Here is an 18,206-nt window from a genome sequence, read left to right as displayed (position 1 = left end):
AGTAACCTACTCGTGGGCTCGCCTTGACGCCAGAGCGCGTCGGGTGAACCATACCGACTGGTCGGAATGTGTCGCCAGAGGAGGCGCGGTGGAGTTCTCGGGCAAGGTCGCACTGGTCACCGGAGCCGCGAACGGCATCGGCGCGGGCCTGGCGAGGCGGCTCGCCGCGGCCGGCGCCTCGGTCGTCGTCGCCGACGTCGACGACGCGGGCGGCGAGGCCGTGGCCGACGAGGTGGGCGGCGCCTTCGTCCACTGCGACGTGCGCGACCCCCGCGACAGCGAGGCGGCCGTGGCCCTGGCCGTCGAGCGGTTCGGTGGCCTCGACGTCGCCGTGCTCAACGCCGGCATCGCCACCGGTTTCACCTTCGACGACTTCGACGTCGAGCGGTACCGCACCGTCATGGGCATCAACCTCGACGGCGTCGTGTACGGCGTGCACGCCGCCCTGCCCGCGCTCAGGGCGCGCGGCGGCGGGCGCATCGTGGCCACCGCCAGCATGGCCGGCCTCATGGCGATGCCCATGGACCCCCTCTACGGCGCCAACAAGGCGGCGGTCGTCGGCCTCGTGCGCGGCCTCGGGCCCGTGCTCGCCGCCCACGGCATCACGGTCAACGCGGTCTGCCCGTCGTTCGCCGACACGAACATCGTCACCGGCGTCAAGGATGCACTGGAGGCCGCCGGGATGCCCATCATGGGCGTGGACGACGTGGTCGACGCGTTCGTCTCCGTGTTGCGCTCCGGCCAACCCGGTGAATGCTGGTTCGTGCAGGCCGGGCGTCCCAGCGCCCCGTTCACCTTCCCCAACCCGCCCGGTCCGCGCACCGCCACCGGCGAGCGCGTCCGCTTCACCCGCGACCCGCTGACCACGTCCCACGTCCCCGAGGAGAGCTGACACCCGTGCGCGCCATCCAGATCACCGAGTTCGGCGGACCGGAGGTCCTCACCGAGGTCGACCTGCCCGACCCCGTCGCCGGACCGGGGGAACTCCTCGTCGACGTCAGCCGCGCGGGCCTCAACTACGCCGACACCCACCAGGCCGAGAACTCCTACCTGGCCAAGCAGGAACTGCCGCTGGTGCCCGGCGGCGAGGTCGTCGGCACCGCCGGCGACCGGCGCGTCGTCGCCCTCACCTCCGGCGGCGGCGGGTACGCGCAGAAGGCCGTCGTGCCCGAGGCGACCGCGTTCGACGTGCCCGACGGCGTGGACGACGTGACCGCGCTCAGCATGGTCGTGCAGGGCGCCACGGCGTGGCTGCTGCTGCGCCGCAGCGCCCACCTGGAGGAGGGCGAGACCGTCGTCGTGCACGCCGCTGCGGGCGGGGTCGGCACGATCGCCGTGCAGTTGGCCAAGAGATGGGGCGCCGGTCGCGTCATCGCCACCGCCAGCAGCGAGGACAAGCGCGCCCTCGCCCTCGGACTCGGCGCCGACGTGGCCGTCGACTCGACCTCGCCGGACATGACGGCCACCCTGCGCGAGGCCAACGACGGCCGCCGCGTCGACGTCGTGCTCGACATGACCGGCGGCGCGGTCACCGACCAGAGCGTCGCGGCGCTCGCGCCGTTCGGCCGGCTCGCGTTCTACGGCATGGCCAGCCGCGAGCAGCCGTCGCCGATCCCGCCCGGCAAGCTGCTCGTCCGCTCCACCGCCGTGGCCGGCATGTGGCTGCCGCACGCCTTCACGCTGCCCGGCCGCGTGGTGCACCGGGCCATGGGCGAGCTGTTCGACCTGGTGCTCGCGGGCGACCTGCGGGCCGTGCCGGGGGGCGAGTACGGCCTCTCCGAGGTGCGCCGCGCCCACGAGGACCTGCGCTCGCGGCGGTCGACCGGGAAGCTCGTCCTCGACCCCTCGCGCTGATCCCCCTCCCGACGACGGAGGGCCGCCCGCGCGGTGCGCGGGCGGCCCTCCGCGGGGTGCGTCGGCTCAGTCGTTGAGCTCGGCGAGGGCGGCCTTCACCTTCGCCAGCTCGGCCTCCAACTCCTCCATGCGGGTGCGGTGCTGGGCGCGAGCGGTCTCGATGACGTCCTCGATGCCGCCGGCGATGTCCTCGTGCAGCTCCTTGGCCGCGCGCGACACGGCCGCGGCCGAGATGCTCAGGCCCTGCACGACCCGCCTGGTGCCGTGCACCAGGTCGGCCTGCCACTCGCCGTCGGCGGTCCCGGTGACGGTGAGCGTCAGCTCGACCGTGCGGGTCTTCTTGGCCGTCGACTTGGCGCGCTTGGCGGGCTTCGCCTCGGCGTCCTCGGGCTTCGGGCCGCTCCCGGCCTTGGGCGCGACCTCGGCCTTGGGCGCGGTCCTCGGTGCGGTCTCGGCCTCGGGCTCGCTCTTGAGCTCGGGTGCGGCGTCGGCCTCCACCCCGGGCTCGGGCTTCTCCTGCGGCACGGGCGCGTCCTCCTGCACGGGTGCGGCGGGCGCGACGGCGTCCACCTTGTCTTCCTGCTCCACGAGCGTGTCCGCCTGCACGATCTCGGTTGTCCTCTCTGCGCGTCCGGCTCGACCCGCGATCATAGAACACGTGTTCGACCGGGGGACGATCGACCCGCACAGCGTAGGGGTTCGACCCGACAGCGCCCCATTTGACAGCGCCCTCACCCGACAGCGCCGCGCGGCCGGGCGGTCGGACCCGCAGGCGTCGGCCCGGGACCGCCGCGGCCCGGGCCGACGCGTGCCTAGGGTGCCTGCACCAGCCCGCCGCCGACGTCCGTGGAGGGCAGGTCCAGGCGGCGGCCGGACTGCGCCAGCCTCGCCCACAGCTCCCACCCGCGCGCGCCGTGCTTCTCGGCGACGAGCGCGGCGACGCCCGCGACGTGCGGCGTGGCCATGCTCGTGCCCTGGATGCGCTTGTGCCTGCCCAGGGCGCCGTCCTCGCGGTTCCAGCTGGAGTAGACGTCGACGCCCGGCCCGACCAGGTCGACCTGGCCCACCGCGTCGACGGTGCCGCAGGAGAAGAACGCGACGCCCCGGTGCACGTCCACCGCGCCCACGGCGAGGATCGACGGGCAGTTCGCGGGGTGGCCGACCGGGTTGACCGAGCCGGGCCGCCTGCTCTCGTTGCCCGCCGCCGCGATGATCAGCGTGCCCTTGGCCAGCGCGCGCGTCGCCGCCTGCTCGAAGACCAGCGAGTGCGGCGTGCCCGGCCGCACGGCCGCGCCCAGCGACATCGACACGACGGCGCAGCCGTTCGCGATGGCCCACTCGATGCCCGCGAGGATGCCGCTGTCCGAGCCGAAGCCCGCGTTGGACAGCACCTTGCCCGCGTAGACCTCGGCCTCGTGCGCGACGCCGTACCCCGGCCCGCCCGACGCGGGCGTGCGCGGCCCCGCGGCGCTGCCGACGCAGTGCGTGCCGTGGCCGTGCGCGTCGTCCGCGGTCTCGCCCTCGACGAACGAGTTGGTGATCACCGCGCGGCCCGCGAAGTCCGGGTGGTCCGCGGCGAAACCGGTGTCCAGCACGGCGATCCGGACGCCCTTGCCGGTGGCCGAGCTGAGGTTCGCGCCGACGGCCTGGAGGCCCCACGTGAACACCGACTCGTCCACCGCGGCGGCCTGCCCGGTGTCGGCCGTGTCGTACGCCTGCACGACGCGCTCGGCCTCGACCACCGCGATCGGCCCCGGCGCCTCGGCGGCCCGCGACAACCGCGCCACCTGGTCGGGCGTGGCGTCGACCACGGCGATGCCGAGGTCCTGGAAGATCAGGCCGTCCGCGGCGGCCAGTTCGGCGGTGGTGGCGTGGTCGGCGGTGCTGGTGGCGGTGATGCCCGCGACCCGGCTCATCTCCCGGGCGCCGGCCGCGACCGACCTGTCCTCCAGGAGCACCAGGTAGCGGCCCGTGGTCCCGGCGCCTGTTGGTTGTGACATGACGACCCCCTTCGGGGTTCGGCGGCAGTCGCCCATCAGGAGGCCGCCGCCGAACGCCGGGATACAGGGTCAGACCGTCGCCGGTTCCTTACCACGCTTTTGGGTGAATTTCACGACGGGTTCGACGACGCGCGCGGCCACCGGGCCCAGCACGGCCATCAGCAGCACGTACGCCGTCGCCAGCGCCGCGAGCCGCCCGTCCACCGCGCCGGACGCCACCGTGAGCGAGGCGATCACGATCGAGAACTCGCCGCGCGCCACCAGCGCCGCGCCCGCCCGCGCCCGGCCCATCTTCCCGATGTCCTGCCGCTTCGCGGCCCACCAGCCCGTGGCGACCTTCGTCAGCGTCGTCACCACCGCCAGCGCGACCGCCAGCCCCAGCACGGGCGGGATCGACGCCGGATCGGTGTTCAGGCCGAACACCACGAAGAACATCGCCGCGAACAGGTCCCGCAGCGGCTCCAGCATCCGCGTCGCGTTCTCCGCGGTCGAACCGGAGATCGCGATGCCCAGCAGGAACGCGCCCACCGCCGCCGACACCTGCAGCTGCGACGCCACACCGGCCACCAGCAGCGCCGCGCCGAGCACCCTCAGCAGGAACACCTCGGGGTCCGGGCTGTCGACGATCGCCGACACGTACCGGCCGAACTTCAGCGCGACGACCAGCACCACCGTGATGGCCAGCAGCGAGATGCCCACCGCCGTCAGGCCGCCCACGAAGCTCACGCCCGCCAGCACGGCCGTCAGGATCGGCAGGTACACCGCCATCGCCAGGTCCTCGAACACCAGGACCGACAGCACCACCGGCGTCTCCCGGTTGCCGAGCCGGCCCAGGTCCCCGAGGACCTTCGCGATGATCCCCGAGGACGAGATGTAGGTGACGCCGGCCATCGCCAGCGCGCCCACCGGGCCCCAGCCCAGGATCAGCGCCGCTGCCGCGCCGGGCGCCGCGTTCAGCACGATGTCCAGGACACCCGCCGTCCACGACCGCTTGAGACCCGTCATCAGCTCGGCCGCCGAGTACTCGAGGCCGAGCAGGAGCAGCAGCAGGATGACGCCGATCTCGCTGGAGATGTGCGTGAAGTCCTCGATGCCGTGCAGCGGGACCAGCCCGCCCTGCCCGAAGGCCAGGCCGCCGACCAGGTAGAGCGGGATCGGCGAGATCCCGATGCGCCAGGCCATCTTGCCGAGCAGGCCCAGACCGAAGAAGACCGCGCCGAGTTGGATCAGTGCGATGGCTGTGCTGTGCAAGGTGTTCAGCCACTCCCCAGCAGTTCACCGGCCGCGTTCAGGCCCTCACGCGTGCCGACCACGACGACCAGGTCGGCGCCCCCGAACACGAAGTCCGGGCGCGGCGACGGGTGCACGGAACCCGCGCGCACGACCGCGACGATCGAGGCGCCCGTGCGGGTGCGCAGCTCCGTCTCGGCCAGCGGGCGCCCGTCGAACCGGGAACCGGGCACGATCGGGAACTGCTGCGTCGAGATGCCCGCGACGTCGCGGTGCTGCTCCTCCAGGTGCGCGACCAGCTGCGGCGCGCCGAGCAGGCCGGCGAGCGTGCCCGCCTCGGCCGCCGAGAGCGGTATGGACGCCGCGCAGCCGTCGGGGTCGTCCGAGTGCGACACGATGAGCTCGAACTTGCCGTCGCGGTAGGTGATCACCCCGATCCGCCTGCCCGCGCGGATCATGAAGTCCTGGCGGGTGCCGATTCCGGGGAGCGGCGTGACCTCGACGTTCATGTGCCCGATCATAGTCCGGTGATCCGACGGGTGAGGTCGATTGGACGGGGCTGGGTCGTCAAGGGCGGTGTGCCGGGCCCCGACGTGGACGAGTTCGCCGAACCCGAGCGCATCGCCGCCGCCCTGGCCCGCGCACGCCCCGGCACGCTGCTCGCCGTCCAGCACCCGCACCGCACCCCCGCCGCCCTCGCCGCGGGCGTCCCGCTGCCCGACGCCCTCCCGCGGGCCAGGGCCGACCTCGCCCGACTGCGCGGCACCGCCTACCGCGAGGTGCGCGACGTCGTCGCCCCCTACCGCGTGGACGGCCCGGACGGCACCGCGCACGGCCTGCTGTGCATGGCCGACCCGGCGGCCGTCGGGCACACCGAGGACGTCTACCCCGAGGTGGTCGCCGAACGCGCCCGCGTGCTGGCCGACCTGGGGTGCGCCACCAGCGCCGCCATGCTCGTGCCGGTGGGGCACACCGCGCTGACCGACCTGGTGACGGCGGTGGACGACGAGCCCGCCGCGTCCGTCGTCGACCCGGGCGGGCGGCGGCACCGGCTGTGGCTGGTGGGGCCGGGTGAGCACCAGGACCAACTCCTGGACGCCGCCGGCGCCCACCCGCTCATGGTCGCCGACGGCAACCACCGGGTCGCCGCCTCGGCCGGGTTGACCGGCCTGCTCGCCCTGGTCACCGCCGGTCCCGCGCTGCGGATCGGCCCCATCCACCGGGCGCTCGCCGACACGGGGCTGGGCATGGGCGGCCTGGTCGCGGCATGGCGGGCGGTGGGCCTGGACGCCACCCCGGTCCCGCCCACGACCCCGCCGACACCGGGCGCGGTCGTGGTGGTGGCGGGCGCCGAGGCCGTGCGCGTGCCGCTGCCCGTCCCCGACGGCGCCGGTCCGAGGCCCATCGACCACGCCGTCGTGGAGGAGGTGCTGTTCGGCCGCGCCCTCGGCCTGGGCAGCCCGCACGTCCGCCCGGTCACCGACCCGGTGCCGGCGGGCGTCGACGCCGTGGTGCGCATCGCCCCCGTGCCGCTGGCGGACGTGCTGGCCGTGCACGAGGCCGGGCGTCGGATGCCGCGCAAGAGCACCTACTTCACCCCGAAGCCGCGCAGCGGGCTGCTGCTGGCGGACCTGCGCAGGGCGTGAGCGCCGGGCCGCCGCGTGTCGGGTGCCGTCCCGTTGCCCGCCCTCGTCTGCTGCCCGCGCTCGTGCGCAGCCCGTTCCCGGCCTGGCCGCGACCCGCGGACAACCCCCGGCAGTCCGTCCGCAGTCCGCGGACAGCCCGTCGACCTGTCCACAGGCGGCTCGCCGGGCACCCCGTTCCGTCGGTCCACGCCGGCAGGGTGAAACAGGGGGACCCCTGGCGGCGACCCCCGCGCGAGCGTGCGACCGGGCCGAGGGGCGGCTGAACGGGCCGATGCGCGTGTGACGCTCCGCACCAGGCACAATTGGAGGTTGACGAACCGCAGTACCGCCTCAAGGAGGAAACCCCCGTGGGACACGGTGAGCTGCGTGGCGTGGTGGCCCTCGACGGTCCCTCCGGCACCGGCAAGTCCTCCGTAGCGCGTCGGCTCGCGTCGACACTGGGAGCACGCTACCTCGACACCGGTGCGATGTACCGCGCCATCACGCTGGCCGTGCTGCGCGCCGGCGTCGACCTCGCCGACCCCGCCGAGGTGACCCGGGTCGCCCGAGCGGCCACCCTCGTCCAGGGCACGGACCCCGAGCGCTCCACCACCCACCTCGACGGCGCGGACGTCGGCGTCGAGATCCGCGGCCCCGAGGTCACCCTCGCCGTGTCCCCGGTCTCCGCCGTCGCCGAGGTGCGCGCGCTGCTCGTCGCCGAACAGCGCCGCGTCATCGCCACCGCGCTCGACGAAGCGGGCGGCATCGTCGTCGAAGGCCGCGACATCGGCACCACCGTCGCCCCCGACGCCGCGCTCAAGGTCTACGTCACCGCCGACGCCGAAGCCCGCGCCGCCCGCCGCGCCAAGCAGGACGCCGCGTCCGGCCGCCCGTCCACCCTGGACGCCACCCTCGCCGACGTGCAACGACGCGACGCCTACGACTCGACCCGCGCCGTGTCCCCGCTGCGCGCCGCCGACGACGCCGTCGTCCTCGACACCACCTCCCTCGACCTGGCCGGCGTGCTCGCCGCACTGCTGGCGCTGGTCGACGAGCACGACCTGCTGGCCCAACCGAGCGGACGGGTGCACGGGTGACCGATCCGCTCCCCGAGGGGACGCCACCCCGGCTGCACGACATCGGCCGGTGGATCTCGCGCCGCCCGCTCCGGCTGTTCTTCCGGGTCCGCGTGCACCACGTCGACCGCGTGCCCCGCACCGGCCCGGTCGTCATCGTGGCCAACCACAGCTCCATGGCGGACGGACCGATCCTCTTCGGCTCCTTCCCCCGCCGCGTGGTCTTCCTGATCAAGCAGGAGATGTTCAAGGGCGTCGCGGGCACCGGCCTGCGCGCGATCGGCCAGCTGGCCGTGCGCCGCGGCGAACCCGACCGCACACCGCTGCTCGCCGCGCAGAAGGTGCTGCGGGCCGGCGGCGTGATCGGCGTGTTCCCCGAGGGCACCCGCGGCACGGGCGACGTGAACGAGGCGCAGCAGGGCGCCGCGTGGCTCGCCCGCTCGTCCGGCGCGCTCGTCGTACCCGTGGCGTGCCGCGGCACCCTGCGCCCCGCCGGAACCCGACGGAGGTTCCGGCCCGTGGTGGACGTGCTCGTGGGTGAGGCTTTCGAGCTGCCCGCCGACAAGGGTCGGCAGGCGCTCGTGAAGGCCACCGAGCAGGTCCGCGACCGCTTGGCCACGCTGGTGGCCGAGCTCGACAGCCAGCGAGGAGAAGTTCGATGACGGACTTGGACGGCACCTGGGCGGACGAGTCCGACTGGACCGCGTTCACCGACGACGAGTACGGCGACGAGGGCGGCGCGCCGCCGCAGCCCGTGCTGGCCGTGGTCGGCCGACCGAACGTCGGCAAGTCGACCCTGGTCAACCGCATCATCGGCCGCCGCGAAGCGGTCGTGCAGGACGTGCCGGGCGTCACCCGCGACCGCGTCGCCTACGACGCGCTGTGGAACGGCCGCAAGTTCACCGTGGTCGACACCGGCGGCTGGGAACCCGACGCCGTCGGCATGATGGCCGCGGTCGCAGCCCAGGCCGAACTGGCCATGGCCACCGCCGACGCGATCCTGTTCGTCGTGGACGCCACCGTCGGCGCCACCACGAACGACGAGGCCGCCGTGAAGCTGCTGCGCCGCTCCAAGCGGCCCGTGCTGCTGGTCGCGAACAAGGTCGACGACGAACGGCTCGCCGCCGAGGTCGCGTCCCTGTGGTCCATGGGCCTCGGCGAGCCGATCCCCGTGTCCGGCCTGCACGGCCGCGGTTCCGGCGACATGCTCGACGCGATCCTCACAGCACTGCCGGAGACGCCGCGCGAGACGTTCGAGGCACAGCGCGGCGGCCCCCGCCGGGTCGCCCTCGTCGGCCGCCCCAACGTCGGCAAGTCATCCCTGCTCAACCGCCTGACCGGCGAGAACAGGTCCGTCGTCGACGCCACCGCGGGCACCACCGTCGACCCGGTCGACTCGCTCGTCGAACTGGACGACGACACGTGGCGGTTCGTCGACACCGCCGGCCTGCGCAAGCGCGTGAACTTCGCGTCCGGCGCCGAGTACTACGCGTCACTGCGCACCAAGGCCGCCATCGAATCGGCCGAGGTGGCGATCGTGCTGCTGGACGCGTCCGAACCCATCAGCGAGCAGGACCTGCGCGTGCTGAGCATGGTCGTCGACTCCGGTCGCGCGTGCGTGCTGGCCTTCAACAAGTGGGACCTCGTCGACGAGGACCGGCGCCACGCGATGGTCCGCGAACTCGAACGCGGCCTGGTCCGCGTGCCGTGGGCCGAACGCGTCAACATCTCGGCGCTGACGGGCCGCGCCGTGCGCAAGCTCGCACCCGCCCTGCGCACCGCGCTGGGCTCCTGGGACACCCGCGTGCCCACCGGACGGCTGAACTCCTGGCTCAACGACCTCATCGCCGCCACCCCGCCACCCGTGCGCAGCGGCAAGCAGCCCAAGGTCCTCTTCGCCACCCAAGCCGCCACCCGCCCACCGACGTTCGTGCTGTTCACCACCGGTTTCCTGGAGGCCGGATACCGGCGGTTCATCGAGCGCAAACTGCGCGAGGAATTCGGCTTCGAAGGCAGCCCCGTCCGCATCTCCGTCCGCGTCCGGGAGAAGCGCGCCAAGAAGTGACCGGTTGCTCCGCCAGGCCGAATGCGGTTGCCTGGCGGAGTGCCGGTGCGATTGGTCCTCGCTGACGACGAACCGCTGCTGCGCCGGGGCCTCAGGACGCTGCTCGAAGCCGACGGCCGGGTCGTGGTCGTCGGCGAGGCCGCGGACGGCGCCGCGCTGCTCGACGTCGTCCGCCGCACGCGCCCCGACGTGGCGCTGGTCGACGTGCAGATGCCCGGCATGGACGGGTTGGCCGCGCTGAAGGCGCTGCTCGCCTGGTCGTCACCGCCCGCACTGGCCGTGCTGACCACGTTCGACCTGGACGACTACGTGGCCACCGCCCTGGAACTGGGCGCCCAGGGCTTCCTGCTCAAGGACGCAGAGCCGGAAACCCTGGTCCGCGCCATGCTCGACCTGGCGGCCGGCGGCGCCGTCCTGGACCCCCGCATCACCGCCCGCCTGCTGCCCAAGCTCCGCACCCGCAGGCTCCGCGAGACGCAACACCTGGACGGCCTCAGCGCCCGTGAACGCCAAGTCCTGTCCCTGCTCGCGTCGGGCCGGTCCAACCAGGCCATCGCCACCTCGCTCGGGCTCAGCGAAGCCACCGTCAAGAGCTACGTCTCCACGGTCCTCACCAAGCTGGGCGTGGAGAACCGGGTGCAAGCAGCCCTCGTGGCCCACCAGGTGCGTGACGCGTGGTGACGGTGCTGATCGAAGCCCTGGCGGTCACCGTTCCCGCGGCGATGGTCCTGATGGCCGGCGGCGTCCCGTTCACCTGGTCCATCCCCACAGCCCTGGCGGCATGCCTCCTGCTCCCCCTGCGCCACCGCGCCCCCTCGGCCGCGGCCGCCCTCTGCCTGCCGGCCCTGGTGGGCGGCCTCGGCTGGCCACCCGCCGTGGTGGCCCTCTACCACCTGGGACGAACGACCCGCCCCCCGCTGATGATCACCTGGGTGGCGCTGGCGACCGTCGTCCCCTCCGCATTCGTCATAGCCCACGAAGGACTGCCTCCGGGCGCCGCACTGCTGACCGTCACGTTCAGCCTGTTCATGTCCGGCGCCCCCACCGCCCTCGGTGCCCTGATCACCACCAGGCGCGAACTGACCGCGAGCCTCGCCGAAGCCCACCGCGCCCGCGCCGCCGAACTGGAGGCCAGGGAAGACGGTGCGAGGGCAGCGGAACGAGCCAGGATCGCCCGCGAGATCCACGACGCCGTAGGCCACCACGCCACCCTCATAGCCGTGGAGGCGGCAGCCCTGGCCGCCACCACCCAGGACGGCGACACCAGGGACACGGCCCGCCGACTGAGAGCACTGGCCAAGGAGTCGCTGACCGAGATGCGAGCGGCCCTGGGCCTCCTCACCCCTGAGCCGACCCCAGGACTGGAGGGCCTGCAACCCCTGGTCGACCGAGCCCGAGCCGCAGGCCTGACCGTCACCTGCGAGAGCCACAGCCCACCGCCGCCGGCAGCCGTGGGGCGCGCCGCCTACCGGGTCGTCCAAGAGGCCCTGACCAACGTCACCAAACACGCACCGGGCGCCACCGTGGAGATCCGGATCACCGCCCACGGCGACCGCATGCACCTGCTCGTGGCCAACAGCCCCCCACCCACTCCGGCGGCCACCACCGCAGACCACGGCGGCAAGGGCCTGCACGGCCTCTCCGAGAGGGTGAGCCTGCTGGGCGGCACCCTGACGACGACAGCAAGGGCCGACGGCAGCTTCACGCTGGAGGCGACGCTACCGACGGGTCACCCGAAAGTTGACGGAGATGACTCGACTAAAGGCGGTAGTGCCCCCGACCACGCCACCGCATAGTGGACGGGCGTCGACCGGGGGATTCGGTACCGACCGAGGGGAAGGCAGCGGAGGCCCGCCCACCACGGGCCTCCGCCGTCTCCGCAGGTAGAACCCCCTGTTCGGCAAAGTCGGGGGGCCGCGTCGGGGGCCGGTTGCGGGTGCGCTAAGCTATGCGCGCACCCCACAACGGGATGCGGCCGGGACGTGGCGCAGTTTGGTAGCGCACTTGACTGGGGGTCAAGGGGTCGCAGGTTCAAATCCTGTCGTCCCGACGGTCTGAAGAAGCCCGCTCGATCTGGATGAAAGCCCAGGTCAGCGGGCTTTTTCGTGCGCTAGTGTCGATCTTGTGCCGCTCGAGAAGTCATCGCTGCTGGTCAGGCAGTGTGTCTGTACTCGTTGATGAGTCCGCCGAGGATGCGGGTGCGGAGCACTCTGTGGGTGTCGAGGTCGTGTATCGCGGCGGGGTGTTGCCGGGCTTCGGGTGGTAGCTGGTCTCGGGCCTGGTGGGGTCGGTGCCGGTTGTAGTGGTCTTCGTAGGTCGTGAGTATCTGACGTGCGTGGCTCTCGCCGGTGATCAGGATGTGGTCGAGGAGTTCGCGTCTGATGGTGCCGATGACCCGTTCGCAATGGGCGTTCATCCGGGGTGCCTGCGGCGCGCTCGTGATCACGCGAAGATCGTCGGCCCGGAAGACGGCGTCGAACGCTTGGCCGTACTTGCCGTCGCGGTCGCGGATCAGGAAGCGCAAGGACTCCATCCGGTGTCCGAGGTCGGTGGCGAGGTTCCTGGCCTGTTGCGTGGTCCATGCCTGGGTCGGGTGGGCGGTGACGCCGGTGATGTGCAGGCGTCGGGTGCCGTGTTCGAGGAATGCCAGTGCATACAGGCGATTGCCGAGCACGGTGTCGAGGTGGAGGAAGTCCGCCGCGATGATGCCCTGGGCCTGGGCGGTGAGGAACTCCTTCCAGGTCGGACCGGTGCGGCGGGGCGCCGGGTCGATGCCCGCGTCGTGCAGGATCTGCCAGACCGTTGAGGCGGCGATCCTGTGGCCGAGTCGGGCCAGTTCACCCTGAATTCGCCGATGACCCCACCGAGGGTTCTCCTGGGCGAGCCGCAGCACGAGCGACTTGACCGCCGCTCGTGTCGGTGGGCGTCCGGTGCGTCGACGGGCCGAGTAGTCCCACTGACGAGCTATGAGTCTGCGGTGCCAGGCGAGCAGCGTGCCCGGCGTCACCGGAAAGACCTCCCGCCACCGGCGACGGTCCACCAGCCCGGACAGGGCGGCGAACCAGAACCGGTCCGCAGGCTCGTAGCGAACCTGACCCGCCAGTTGTCGACGAAGGACCGCGTTCTCGTGCCGCAACACGAGCAGCTCGGCGTCCTTCGCCGCCTCGCTCCGAAGAAGCACCGACGGGACGGACAGCAACCTACGGGCCACCTTGAACAGCAGGGACACGATCACCCAGACATGCTCGCAACACCGTGACAGGTTTGCTCTACCAGAGACGATGACTTTCGAGCGGCACAGGTAGCGCTCGACCTTGCCGTTGTGGCGCGGCGTGTAGGGCGTGATGCGCTGGTGGCGGGCGCCGCGTAGCACGGTGGCGAAGTCGTGGGCGCGGTAGCGGGAGCCGTTGTCGGTGACGATGCGGTGGACGTGATCGATGCCGTGGGCGGCGAAGAACGCCCGTGCGCGGTGGGTGAAGCCGATCGCGGTGACCGCTTTCTCGTCGGGCAGGGCTTCGGTGTAGGCCAGGCGGGAGAACCCGTCGACCGCGGAGTGCGGGTAGGTGTAGCTGCGGGGCTTGCCGGTGCTGGCGTTCGACCTGTTTGGCCTGCTCGCTGCCCCGGCCGTGGACCCGCCAGCCGCCGCCGTCGGGGATGACGCCGACCTTCTTGACGTCCAGGTGGACCATGTGCCCCGGCCAGCGGGCCACGATCCGCCGCGGCACGCGGTTGTTCTCGCCGGTGGGGTCGAGGAACCGGCGGCGATTGAGGCCCAGGTGGGCCAGGTGCCGGCCGACGGTGCGCACCGAGACGGTGATGCCGTCGGCGGCGAGTTCCAGGCCGATGCGGCGGGCCGACCACTTGCGGTCCCGCCGCAGCCGCTCGATCCGGACCACGACCTCGGCGGGGGTTGCGGTGGGCTGCCGGTGCGGAGTGCTGGGGCGGTCGGCCAGGCCGGCCTCGCCGAAGCGGCGATGGCGGTTGACCCACTTGGAGGCGCACTGCCGGGAGATGCCCATCTCGGCCGCGACATGGGCGATCGGGCGGGTCTTACAACGCTGGACGAGGCGGTGGCGGCCTTCGACGGACAGCGGCGCGTTACGGTGGAGCACGGACGGGTCTTTCTGCTCGGCGGACGAGTGGGTCGCACTTCTCATCCTGCCGCCGAAAGACCCGTCCCCTACTTCAGGTCCTACCCGCCGTCACCAACGTCATGACCCGCAACAACTAGCCAACCACCGAGTCGGACGAAGATCAGGTACAGCAGTCGTAACGCCACACCTCACGATCATGCCCTGTCGGCAGAGGAGGCATGATCGCCACAGCTCGGCATCCCTCTGCAGAGTTCTGGCACCCACAGGCTGTCGAGGAACGGCCGGGCAGGACCGACCAGCCCGCCAGCCGGATGAAGGTCGTTGAGTGCCGCTTGACGACTGCCGGAACTGCTGCGCACCGTTTGGCCGGCCGGGCCTCGGCACGTGACCTCAGGTCGTCACGGGCGGGATGGCCGGGGTCGCGCCCATCCGGTCGAGCAGGCCCAGGATGATGTCGACGCGGGCCAGGAGGTAGTCGGGGTCGATCCGCTGGGACGCCGTGGTGTAGGCGAAACCCGCTTCGAAGATCAGCAGGATGGGCATCGGGCTCTGGAACGGGTTGGGGCCGGCCTCGGCGACCAGCCATTCGGCGACCTGGGGGGTGAAGGCGCGGGACACGGCGGCCGGGTCGGTGGAGAACACGGTGAACTCCCGGTTCGCCGGTTCCGGCAGCCCGACCGGCAGCCAGTCCAGCTGCTCGCGCACCGCGGTCGTCGGCGGTTCACCGGCCGGCCCGACGGCCTCGGCCTGGGCCGGGGTCGGCGGTCGCCCCATAAAGCCCTCGTGGAGCCGCCGGCACATCTTCATCGCCGGCAGGGGCGAGGTCGCAACCTCGATCCGGTGCTCGTAGAACGTGTTCGAGCTGTCCGAGGTGGCCTGCTCCATCGACGCCTCGCTCACGCGCACCGACCAGCCGTCCCGCCGGAAGTCCAGCGCGGTCTCGAAGCGGGGCCGCCGCACCGTGCCCAGCCAACCGATGAAGCCCTCGGTGTCGGACTTCATGGGTGGCAGCAGGTCGGCTGTCCAGGCGCGGGCCTCCTCCCGACCGACCACCTTCCCTCCGGGGGTGGCGGCGAGTGTGGACAGGGCGTCGGAGTGCTCCCATTCCTCCTTGCGCTTGGTGCGCCAACGCCACCAGAACACGAGGCCGAGCAGTCCGAGGATGATCGCGATGAGCGGTGCGAGATCGAGGACGTACTCCATCAGATGTCCAGGTCCCCCTCGGTCTGCTGCTTGGACTGGTCGGAGCCGGTGTCGTCGTAGTCGGCGGCCTTCTGGCCTGCGCCGTAGTTCCGGATCGGCTTGTCGATACCGGCGTTGGTGCCCTTGCCGACACCCAGCTGTGAAGCTGTCGCGTCGGTGACCGCACCCACCATGGACTTGTCGAACCCGTCCTGCATCCGTTCGCCGAGCATGCCGTTCTTGCCCCAGATCTTCACCATCGGTGAATCGCTGCCCGGCAGCTTCGCCTTCCTCATCTCGACCGCGACGGCGTGGCTGATCTGCTTGTTGGCCATGGAGCGCTGGAAGGCGGTCTTGACGTTGCCGACCCGCTGGGCCAGGTTGCGCAGGAAGTCGAGGATCCTGGTCAGGAACTGCTTAAGCCTGGCCACGATGCGGGCCACCCGGCTGCCGGTGGCCGCGACCCGCACGCCGGTCGCGGCGCCCGCGGCGGCGGTCGAGGCCCCGAAGCTGGGCACGGCTGCAGCCAGCGCGGGTATCCAGATCATGATCAGCCAGGTGACCAGTTCGGTGAGGATCGCCTTGATGAAGTCCTCGACGATGGTCATGATCATGCTGGAGATCTGGAGCATCTGCGCCAGCTCGCCGGCCTGGCCGGCCACGCCGTCGATGCCGCTCGCGAACTCGCCGAGCTTCGCGCCCGCCACCTCGGATGCGGGGCCGCCCCAGCTGATCACCGAGTTCTGCAGGTCTTCGTCGAACTTCTTGCGCAGCTCGGCCACGCCCTTGCCGATGGCGTTGAAGTTCTCCGCGGCCTGGGCCAGTGCGGGGCCGTCGCCGCTGACGAAGTGGATCGCATCCTCCAGTGGCTGTACGACGCTGATCAGGAAGTTCAGCCCCTGGCCGACCAGCCAGCCGATCGGGTCGGTGGCGATGCCGTAGGCCGACGTGCCCAGTGCCCCGATCAGGGCGGTGCCCTCGGAGGCCAGGCCGGTCACCTCCGCGCCGCCGTCCTTCTGCGCTTTGCCCAGCGCTTCCGCGGTCTTGAGGTAGTTGCCGTAGAAGGGGACCGCCTCGGCGACCTTCTGGCCGGTGTCCTTCTCCCCGACAGTGATCTCGACGCCGCCGGCCGTGGTCTTCACTTCCGCCATCGTGGATGCCCCTACTGGTTGTCCAGCTCGATCTGCAGGCCGTTCAACAGCTGCTTGACCGCTTCCTCCTGGTCGGCGTAGTCCTGCGCCGCGCCGGTGAACTTGTCCGCACCGGATTGCAGGCCCTCCTGCATGGCGGTGAACAACTCGTTCAGGTCATTCAGCATCTGCGTGTAGTTGTCCTTGACGAACAGGCCGACCACGCCCCAGGACTTGTTCGACACGTCCGCTTTGGCCGCCAGGCCGGCGATCTCGGCGGCGGTGGCGCGGTGGCCGTCGAGCTTGCCGGCGAAGACCCGCAGCTCGTCCGGGCTGACCTCGAAGCCGCTCATCGTGGGCTCACCGGTCCTCGTCGTCGTAGAGGTTGGGGAAACGACCATCCCGGTCCTGCGCGGGGCCCGGCCGTGGAGGTGAGGGCGGTTGGTCGTCGCGGAGGAACCGGCGCTGCGAGAAGTCCTCCGGTTCCTCGACCGGCGTGGGGCGGCGGGGCGGGGCTGGCCGGGTGGGCGGGTTGGGCGGCATCCGATGGAACCCCGGCCCCGACCCGGGCGGTGTGTGCGGCGGCGGGCTCGTCGGTGGCGGACCGCCATGGGACGGGCCGGCGGGCGCCGGGTCCTGCCCGGTCATGGCGCGCAGCTCCTGCGGCGTGACCCCGAACAGCTGCGCCTGGGTCTCCAGCACCTGGTCGGTGAGGTGCATGTCGTCACCGAGCGCGTTCTCCACGATGCCCGCCTGGCGGCGAGCGGCCTCGGCCACGGCCTGGCGCAGGGTCGCCATCAGCGCGGCAGCCAATGCCTGCGGCGGGCGGCGCATGGCGTGGTCGGTCAGCCGGATGTCCTTGATCGACCCGGACGGGCCCGCCACGACGGTCACCGCGCGGTCCGGCGAGGTCGCCACCACTTCCATCGAGGCCAACTCCCGCTGCATCTCCCCGATGCCGGCGAACTGCCCGTCGACCCGGTGCAGCCTGGCCTGGAACTGCTCGAACCGGGCGACGAGCTGGTCGAACTCAGCCGACACGACAAGACCTCCCGGACGTTCGGACTCGACGACACGTGCGGTGCCGACGGAGCGGGAACCATAATGGCAGGTGAAGGGTCCGTTGTGTGCCCGAATGGGTGGGAAGAGACGGAGGCCGTTCAGGAGTGGTAGCCCCTTGGCCCTGACCTGTGCATTGAGCCTTTGCAGACGGGCGCTTGTCGAACGCACATGTGTTCGAGGGCTGTTGCGGTCGACATAAATCTGCAGTGGAAGGAAGATGGGAGGCGATTGGGAGGATTCAAGGAGAATGAACCGGAGTGAACCGCGATGAAGTGCATCAAACTGCACCGCCGCCGCCTGCCGATTTAGTGTTTTCACAGCTCAGGTCATTGTTTGGGCGATTCTGGGGGTTGAGTCGACAACATATCGGTTGGTCAAGTGGTCGTCTCTTCAAGTTGGACTGAAGGCGACTCGCGGTTGCTGCACGACTATATCGCCCTGCTTGGTTGGCACCGTTCGTGCTGCTTACTGAGCCATTTTCATCGTGACGGTGCAGGTCACGGCCCGGGCTGGGTGATGGGGCGCGGTGGGCGAGGCTCCCGGTAAGACAGCAGTCGACCAAGATCCGATGCCCCAACCGGGAGCCTCGCCGTGCTGTCTTACCCTGCCGCGATTCCGCTGTCCAACCACACCCTCATCCGCCTGGCCGATCTCATCCGCGCGGAACGAACACGGCGTCGGTCCCGATGGCGTCGACTGGAACCCGGCCGTCAGGCGCTGCTCGTACTTGCCCACCTGCGCAACGGCGACATCCACGCCCGCCTCGCCGTCGGGTTCGGCATCTCCCACAGCACCGCCTGGCGCTACGTCCGCGAAGCGGTGGACCTGCTCGCCGGCTTGGCCGACGACCTCCGCGCCGCCGGTGAACGGGCCGCCCGACTGGCCTAC

18 protein-coding genes, 1 tRNA gene and 1 pseudogene are annotated in these 18,206 nt (G+C 71.7%); 10 read left to right on the top strand and 10 right to left on the bottom strand.

Annotated elements, in window-relative coordinates:
* The first annotated feature begins 88 nt into the window (after positions 1-88).
* Together CKY47_RS32850 and CKY47_RS32845 are read left to right on the top strand one after the other, a co-directional pair.
* Positions 89-892 carry an SDR family oxidoreductase gene (locus CKY47_RS32850; protein WP_306750241.1) on the top strand — a complete coding sequence of 268 codons (804 nt, stop codon included), beginning with the start codon at positions 89-91 and terminating at the stop codon, positions 890-892.
* 5 nt (positions 893-897) lie between these two features.
* A complete protein-coding gene (locus CKY47_RS32845) occupies positions 898-1,854 on the top strand; it encodes a quinone oxidoreductase family protein (protein WP_306750240.1) in 957 nt (318 codons plus the stop codon).
* A 66-nt stretch (positions 1,855-1,920) separates the two neighbouring features.
* Here the strand turns inward: CKY47_RS32845 and CKY47_RS32840 are convergent, their stop codons facing one another.
* From CKY47_RS32840 to CKY47_RS32825, 4 genes are all read right to left on the bottom strand, one after another.
* On the bottom strand, positions 1,921-2,460 hold the full coding sequence (locus CKY47_RS32840; protein WP_306750239.1) for a DUF6319 family protein: 540 nt from the start codon (positions 2,458-2,460) through the stop codon (positions 1,921-1,923).
* A 206-nt stretch (positions 2,461-2,666) separates the two neighbouring features.
* The gene (locus tag CKY47_RS32835; RefSeq protein ID WP_306750238.1) at positions 2,667-3,854 is read right to left on the bottom strand and encodes a S8 family serine peptidase; all 1,188 of its coding nucleotides are present in this window, start codon (positions 3,852-3,854) and stop codon (positions 2,667-2,669) included.
* Between the two features lie 69 nt (positions 3,855-3,923).
* The gene (locus tag CKY47_RS32830; protein ID WP_306750237.1) at positions 3,924-5,105 is read right to left on the bottom strand and encodes a cation:proton antiporter; all 1,182 of its coding nucleotides are present in this window, start codon (positions 5,103-5,105) and stop codon (positions 3,924-3,926) included.
* 5 nt (positions 5,106-5,110) lie between these two features.
* On the bottom strand, positions 5,111-5,593 hold the full coding sequence (locus tag CKY47_RS32825) for a cation:proton antiporter regulatory subunit (RefSeq protein ID WP_306750236.1): 483 nt from the start codon (positions 5,591-5,593) through the stop codon (positions 5,111-5,113).
* Between the two features lie 18 nt (positions 5,594-5,611).
* Here CKY47_RS32825 and CKY47_RS32820 point away from each other — a divergent pair, with 18 nt between their 5' ends.
* The 7 genes from CKY47_RS32820 to CKY47_RS32790 all read left to right on the top strand — a co-directional run bounded on the left by CKY47_RS32820 (position 5,612) and on the right by CKY47_RS32790 (position 11,900).
* Complete coding sequence (locus CKY47_RS32820; protein WP_306750235.1) at positions 5,612-6,730, top strand: DUF1015 family protein; 1,119 nt, start codon at positions 5,612-5,614, stop codon at positions 6,728-6,730.
* 347 nt (positions 6,731-7,077) lie between these two features.
* A complete protein-coding gene (cmk, locus tag CKY47_RS32815) occupies positions 7,078-7,806 on the top strand; it encodes a (d)CMP kinase (protein WP_306750234.1) in 729 nt (242 codons plus the stop codon).
* Positions 7,803-8,447, top strand: a complete 645-nt coding sequence (locus CKY47_RS32810; protein WP_306750233.1) for a lysophospholipid acyltransferase family protein — start codon at positions 7,803-7,805, stop codon at positions 8,445-8,447. Before cmk ends, CKY47_RS32810 begins: the two co-directional genes overlap by 4 nt.
* Positions 8,444-9,850, top strand: a complete 1,407-nt coding sequence (gene der / locus CKY47_RS32805) for a ribosome biogenesis GTPase Der (RefSeq protein ID WP_306750232.1) — start codon at positions 8,444-8,446, stop codon at positions 9,848-9,850. Before CKY47_RS32810 ends, der begins: the two co-directional genes overlap by 4 nt.
* 21 nt (positions 9,851-9,871) lie before the next feature.
* Entirely contained in the window at positions 9,872-10,531 is a 660-nt protein-coding gene (locus CKY47_RS32800; protein ID WP_306750231.1) for a response regulator, read from the top strand.
* Positions 10,528-11,646: a sensor histidine kinase gene (locus CKY47_RS32795; RefSeq protein WP_306750230.1), complete on the top strand. Its 1,119-nt coding sequence runs from the start codon at positions 10,528-10,530 to the stop codon at positions 11,644-11,646. Before CKY47_RS32800 ends, CKY47_RS32795 begins: the two co-directional genes overlap by 4 nt.
* Positions 11,647-11,826: 180 nt before the next feature.
* A tRNA-Pro gene (locus CKY47_RS32790) sits at positions 11,827-11,900 on the top strand.
* Positions 11,901-12,002: 102 nt separating this feature from the next.
* Here the strand turns inward: CKY47_RS32790 and CKY47_RS32785 are convergent.
* The 6 genes and pseudogenes from CKY47_RS32785 to CKY47_RS32760 all read right to left on the bottom strand — a co-directional run bounded on the left by CKY47_RS32785 (position 12,003) and on the right by CKY47_RS32760 (position 17,297).
* Positions 12,003-13,031 (bottom strand): integrase core domain-containing protein, encoded by a 1,029-nt coding sequence (locus CKY47_RS32785; protein WP_306750343.1) that lies wholly within the window; start codon positions 13,029-13,031, stop codon positions 12,003-12,005.
* A gap of 120 nt (positions 13,032-13,151) precedes the next feature.
* A pseudogene (locus CKY47_RS32780) lies at positions 13,152-13,962 on the bottom strand (helix-turn-helix domain-containing protein); the annotation flags it as partial.
* A 372-nt stretch (positions 13,963-14,334) separates the two neighbouring features.
* Positions 14,335-15,147 carry a hypothetical protein gene (locus tag CKY47_RS32775; protein ID WP_306750229.1) on the bottom strand — a complete coding sequence of 271 codons (813 nt, stop codon included), beginning with the start codon at positions 15,145-15,147 and terminating at the stop codon, positions 14,335-14,337.
* On the bottom strand, positions 15,147-16,277 hold the full coding sequence (locus CKY47_RS32770) for a hypothetical protein (RefSeq protein WP_306750228.1): 1,131 nt from the start codon (positions 16,275-16,277) through the stop codon (positions 15,147-15,149). Before CKY47_RS32770 ends, CKY47_RS32775 begins: the two co-directional genes overlap by 1 nt.
* An 11-nt stretch (positions 16,278-16,288) precedes the next feature.
* Positions 16,289-16,609 carry a WXG100 family type VII secretion target gene (locus CKY47_RS32765; RefSeq protein ID WP_306750227.1) on the bottom strand — a complete coding sequence of 107 codons (321 nt, stop codon included), beginning with the start codon at positions 16,607-16,609 and terminating at the stop codon, positions 16,289-16,291.
* Between the two features lie 7 nt (positions 16,610-16,616).
* Positions 16,617-17,297 carry a YbaB/EbfC family nucleoid-associated protein gene (locus CKY47_RS32760; protein ID WP_306750226.1) on the bottom strand — a complete coding sequence of 227 codons (681 nt, stop codon included), beginning with the start codon at positions 17,295-17,297 and terminating at the stop codon, positions 16,617-16,619.
* Positions 17,298-17,909: 612 nt separating this feature from the next.
* Between CKY47_RS32760 and CKY47_RS32755 the strand changes: the two genes are divergently transcribed.
* Positions 17,910-18,206, top strand: a 297-nt coding sequence (locus CKY47_RS32755; protein ID WP_306750225.1) for a helix-turn-helix domain-containing protein, incomplete at its 3' end; no start/stop codon positions are given.

The sequence above is a fragment of the Saccharothrix longispora genome (assembly GCF_030852425.1).
Classification (GTDB): domain Bacteria; phylum Actinomycetota; class Actinomycetes; order Mycobacteriales; family Pseudonocardiaceae; genus Actinosynnema; species Actinosynnema longispora.
Note: the sequence above shows the minus strand (reverse complement) of the source record. Positions and strands in the feature narration are given on the sequence as shown.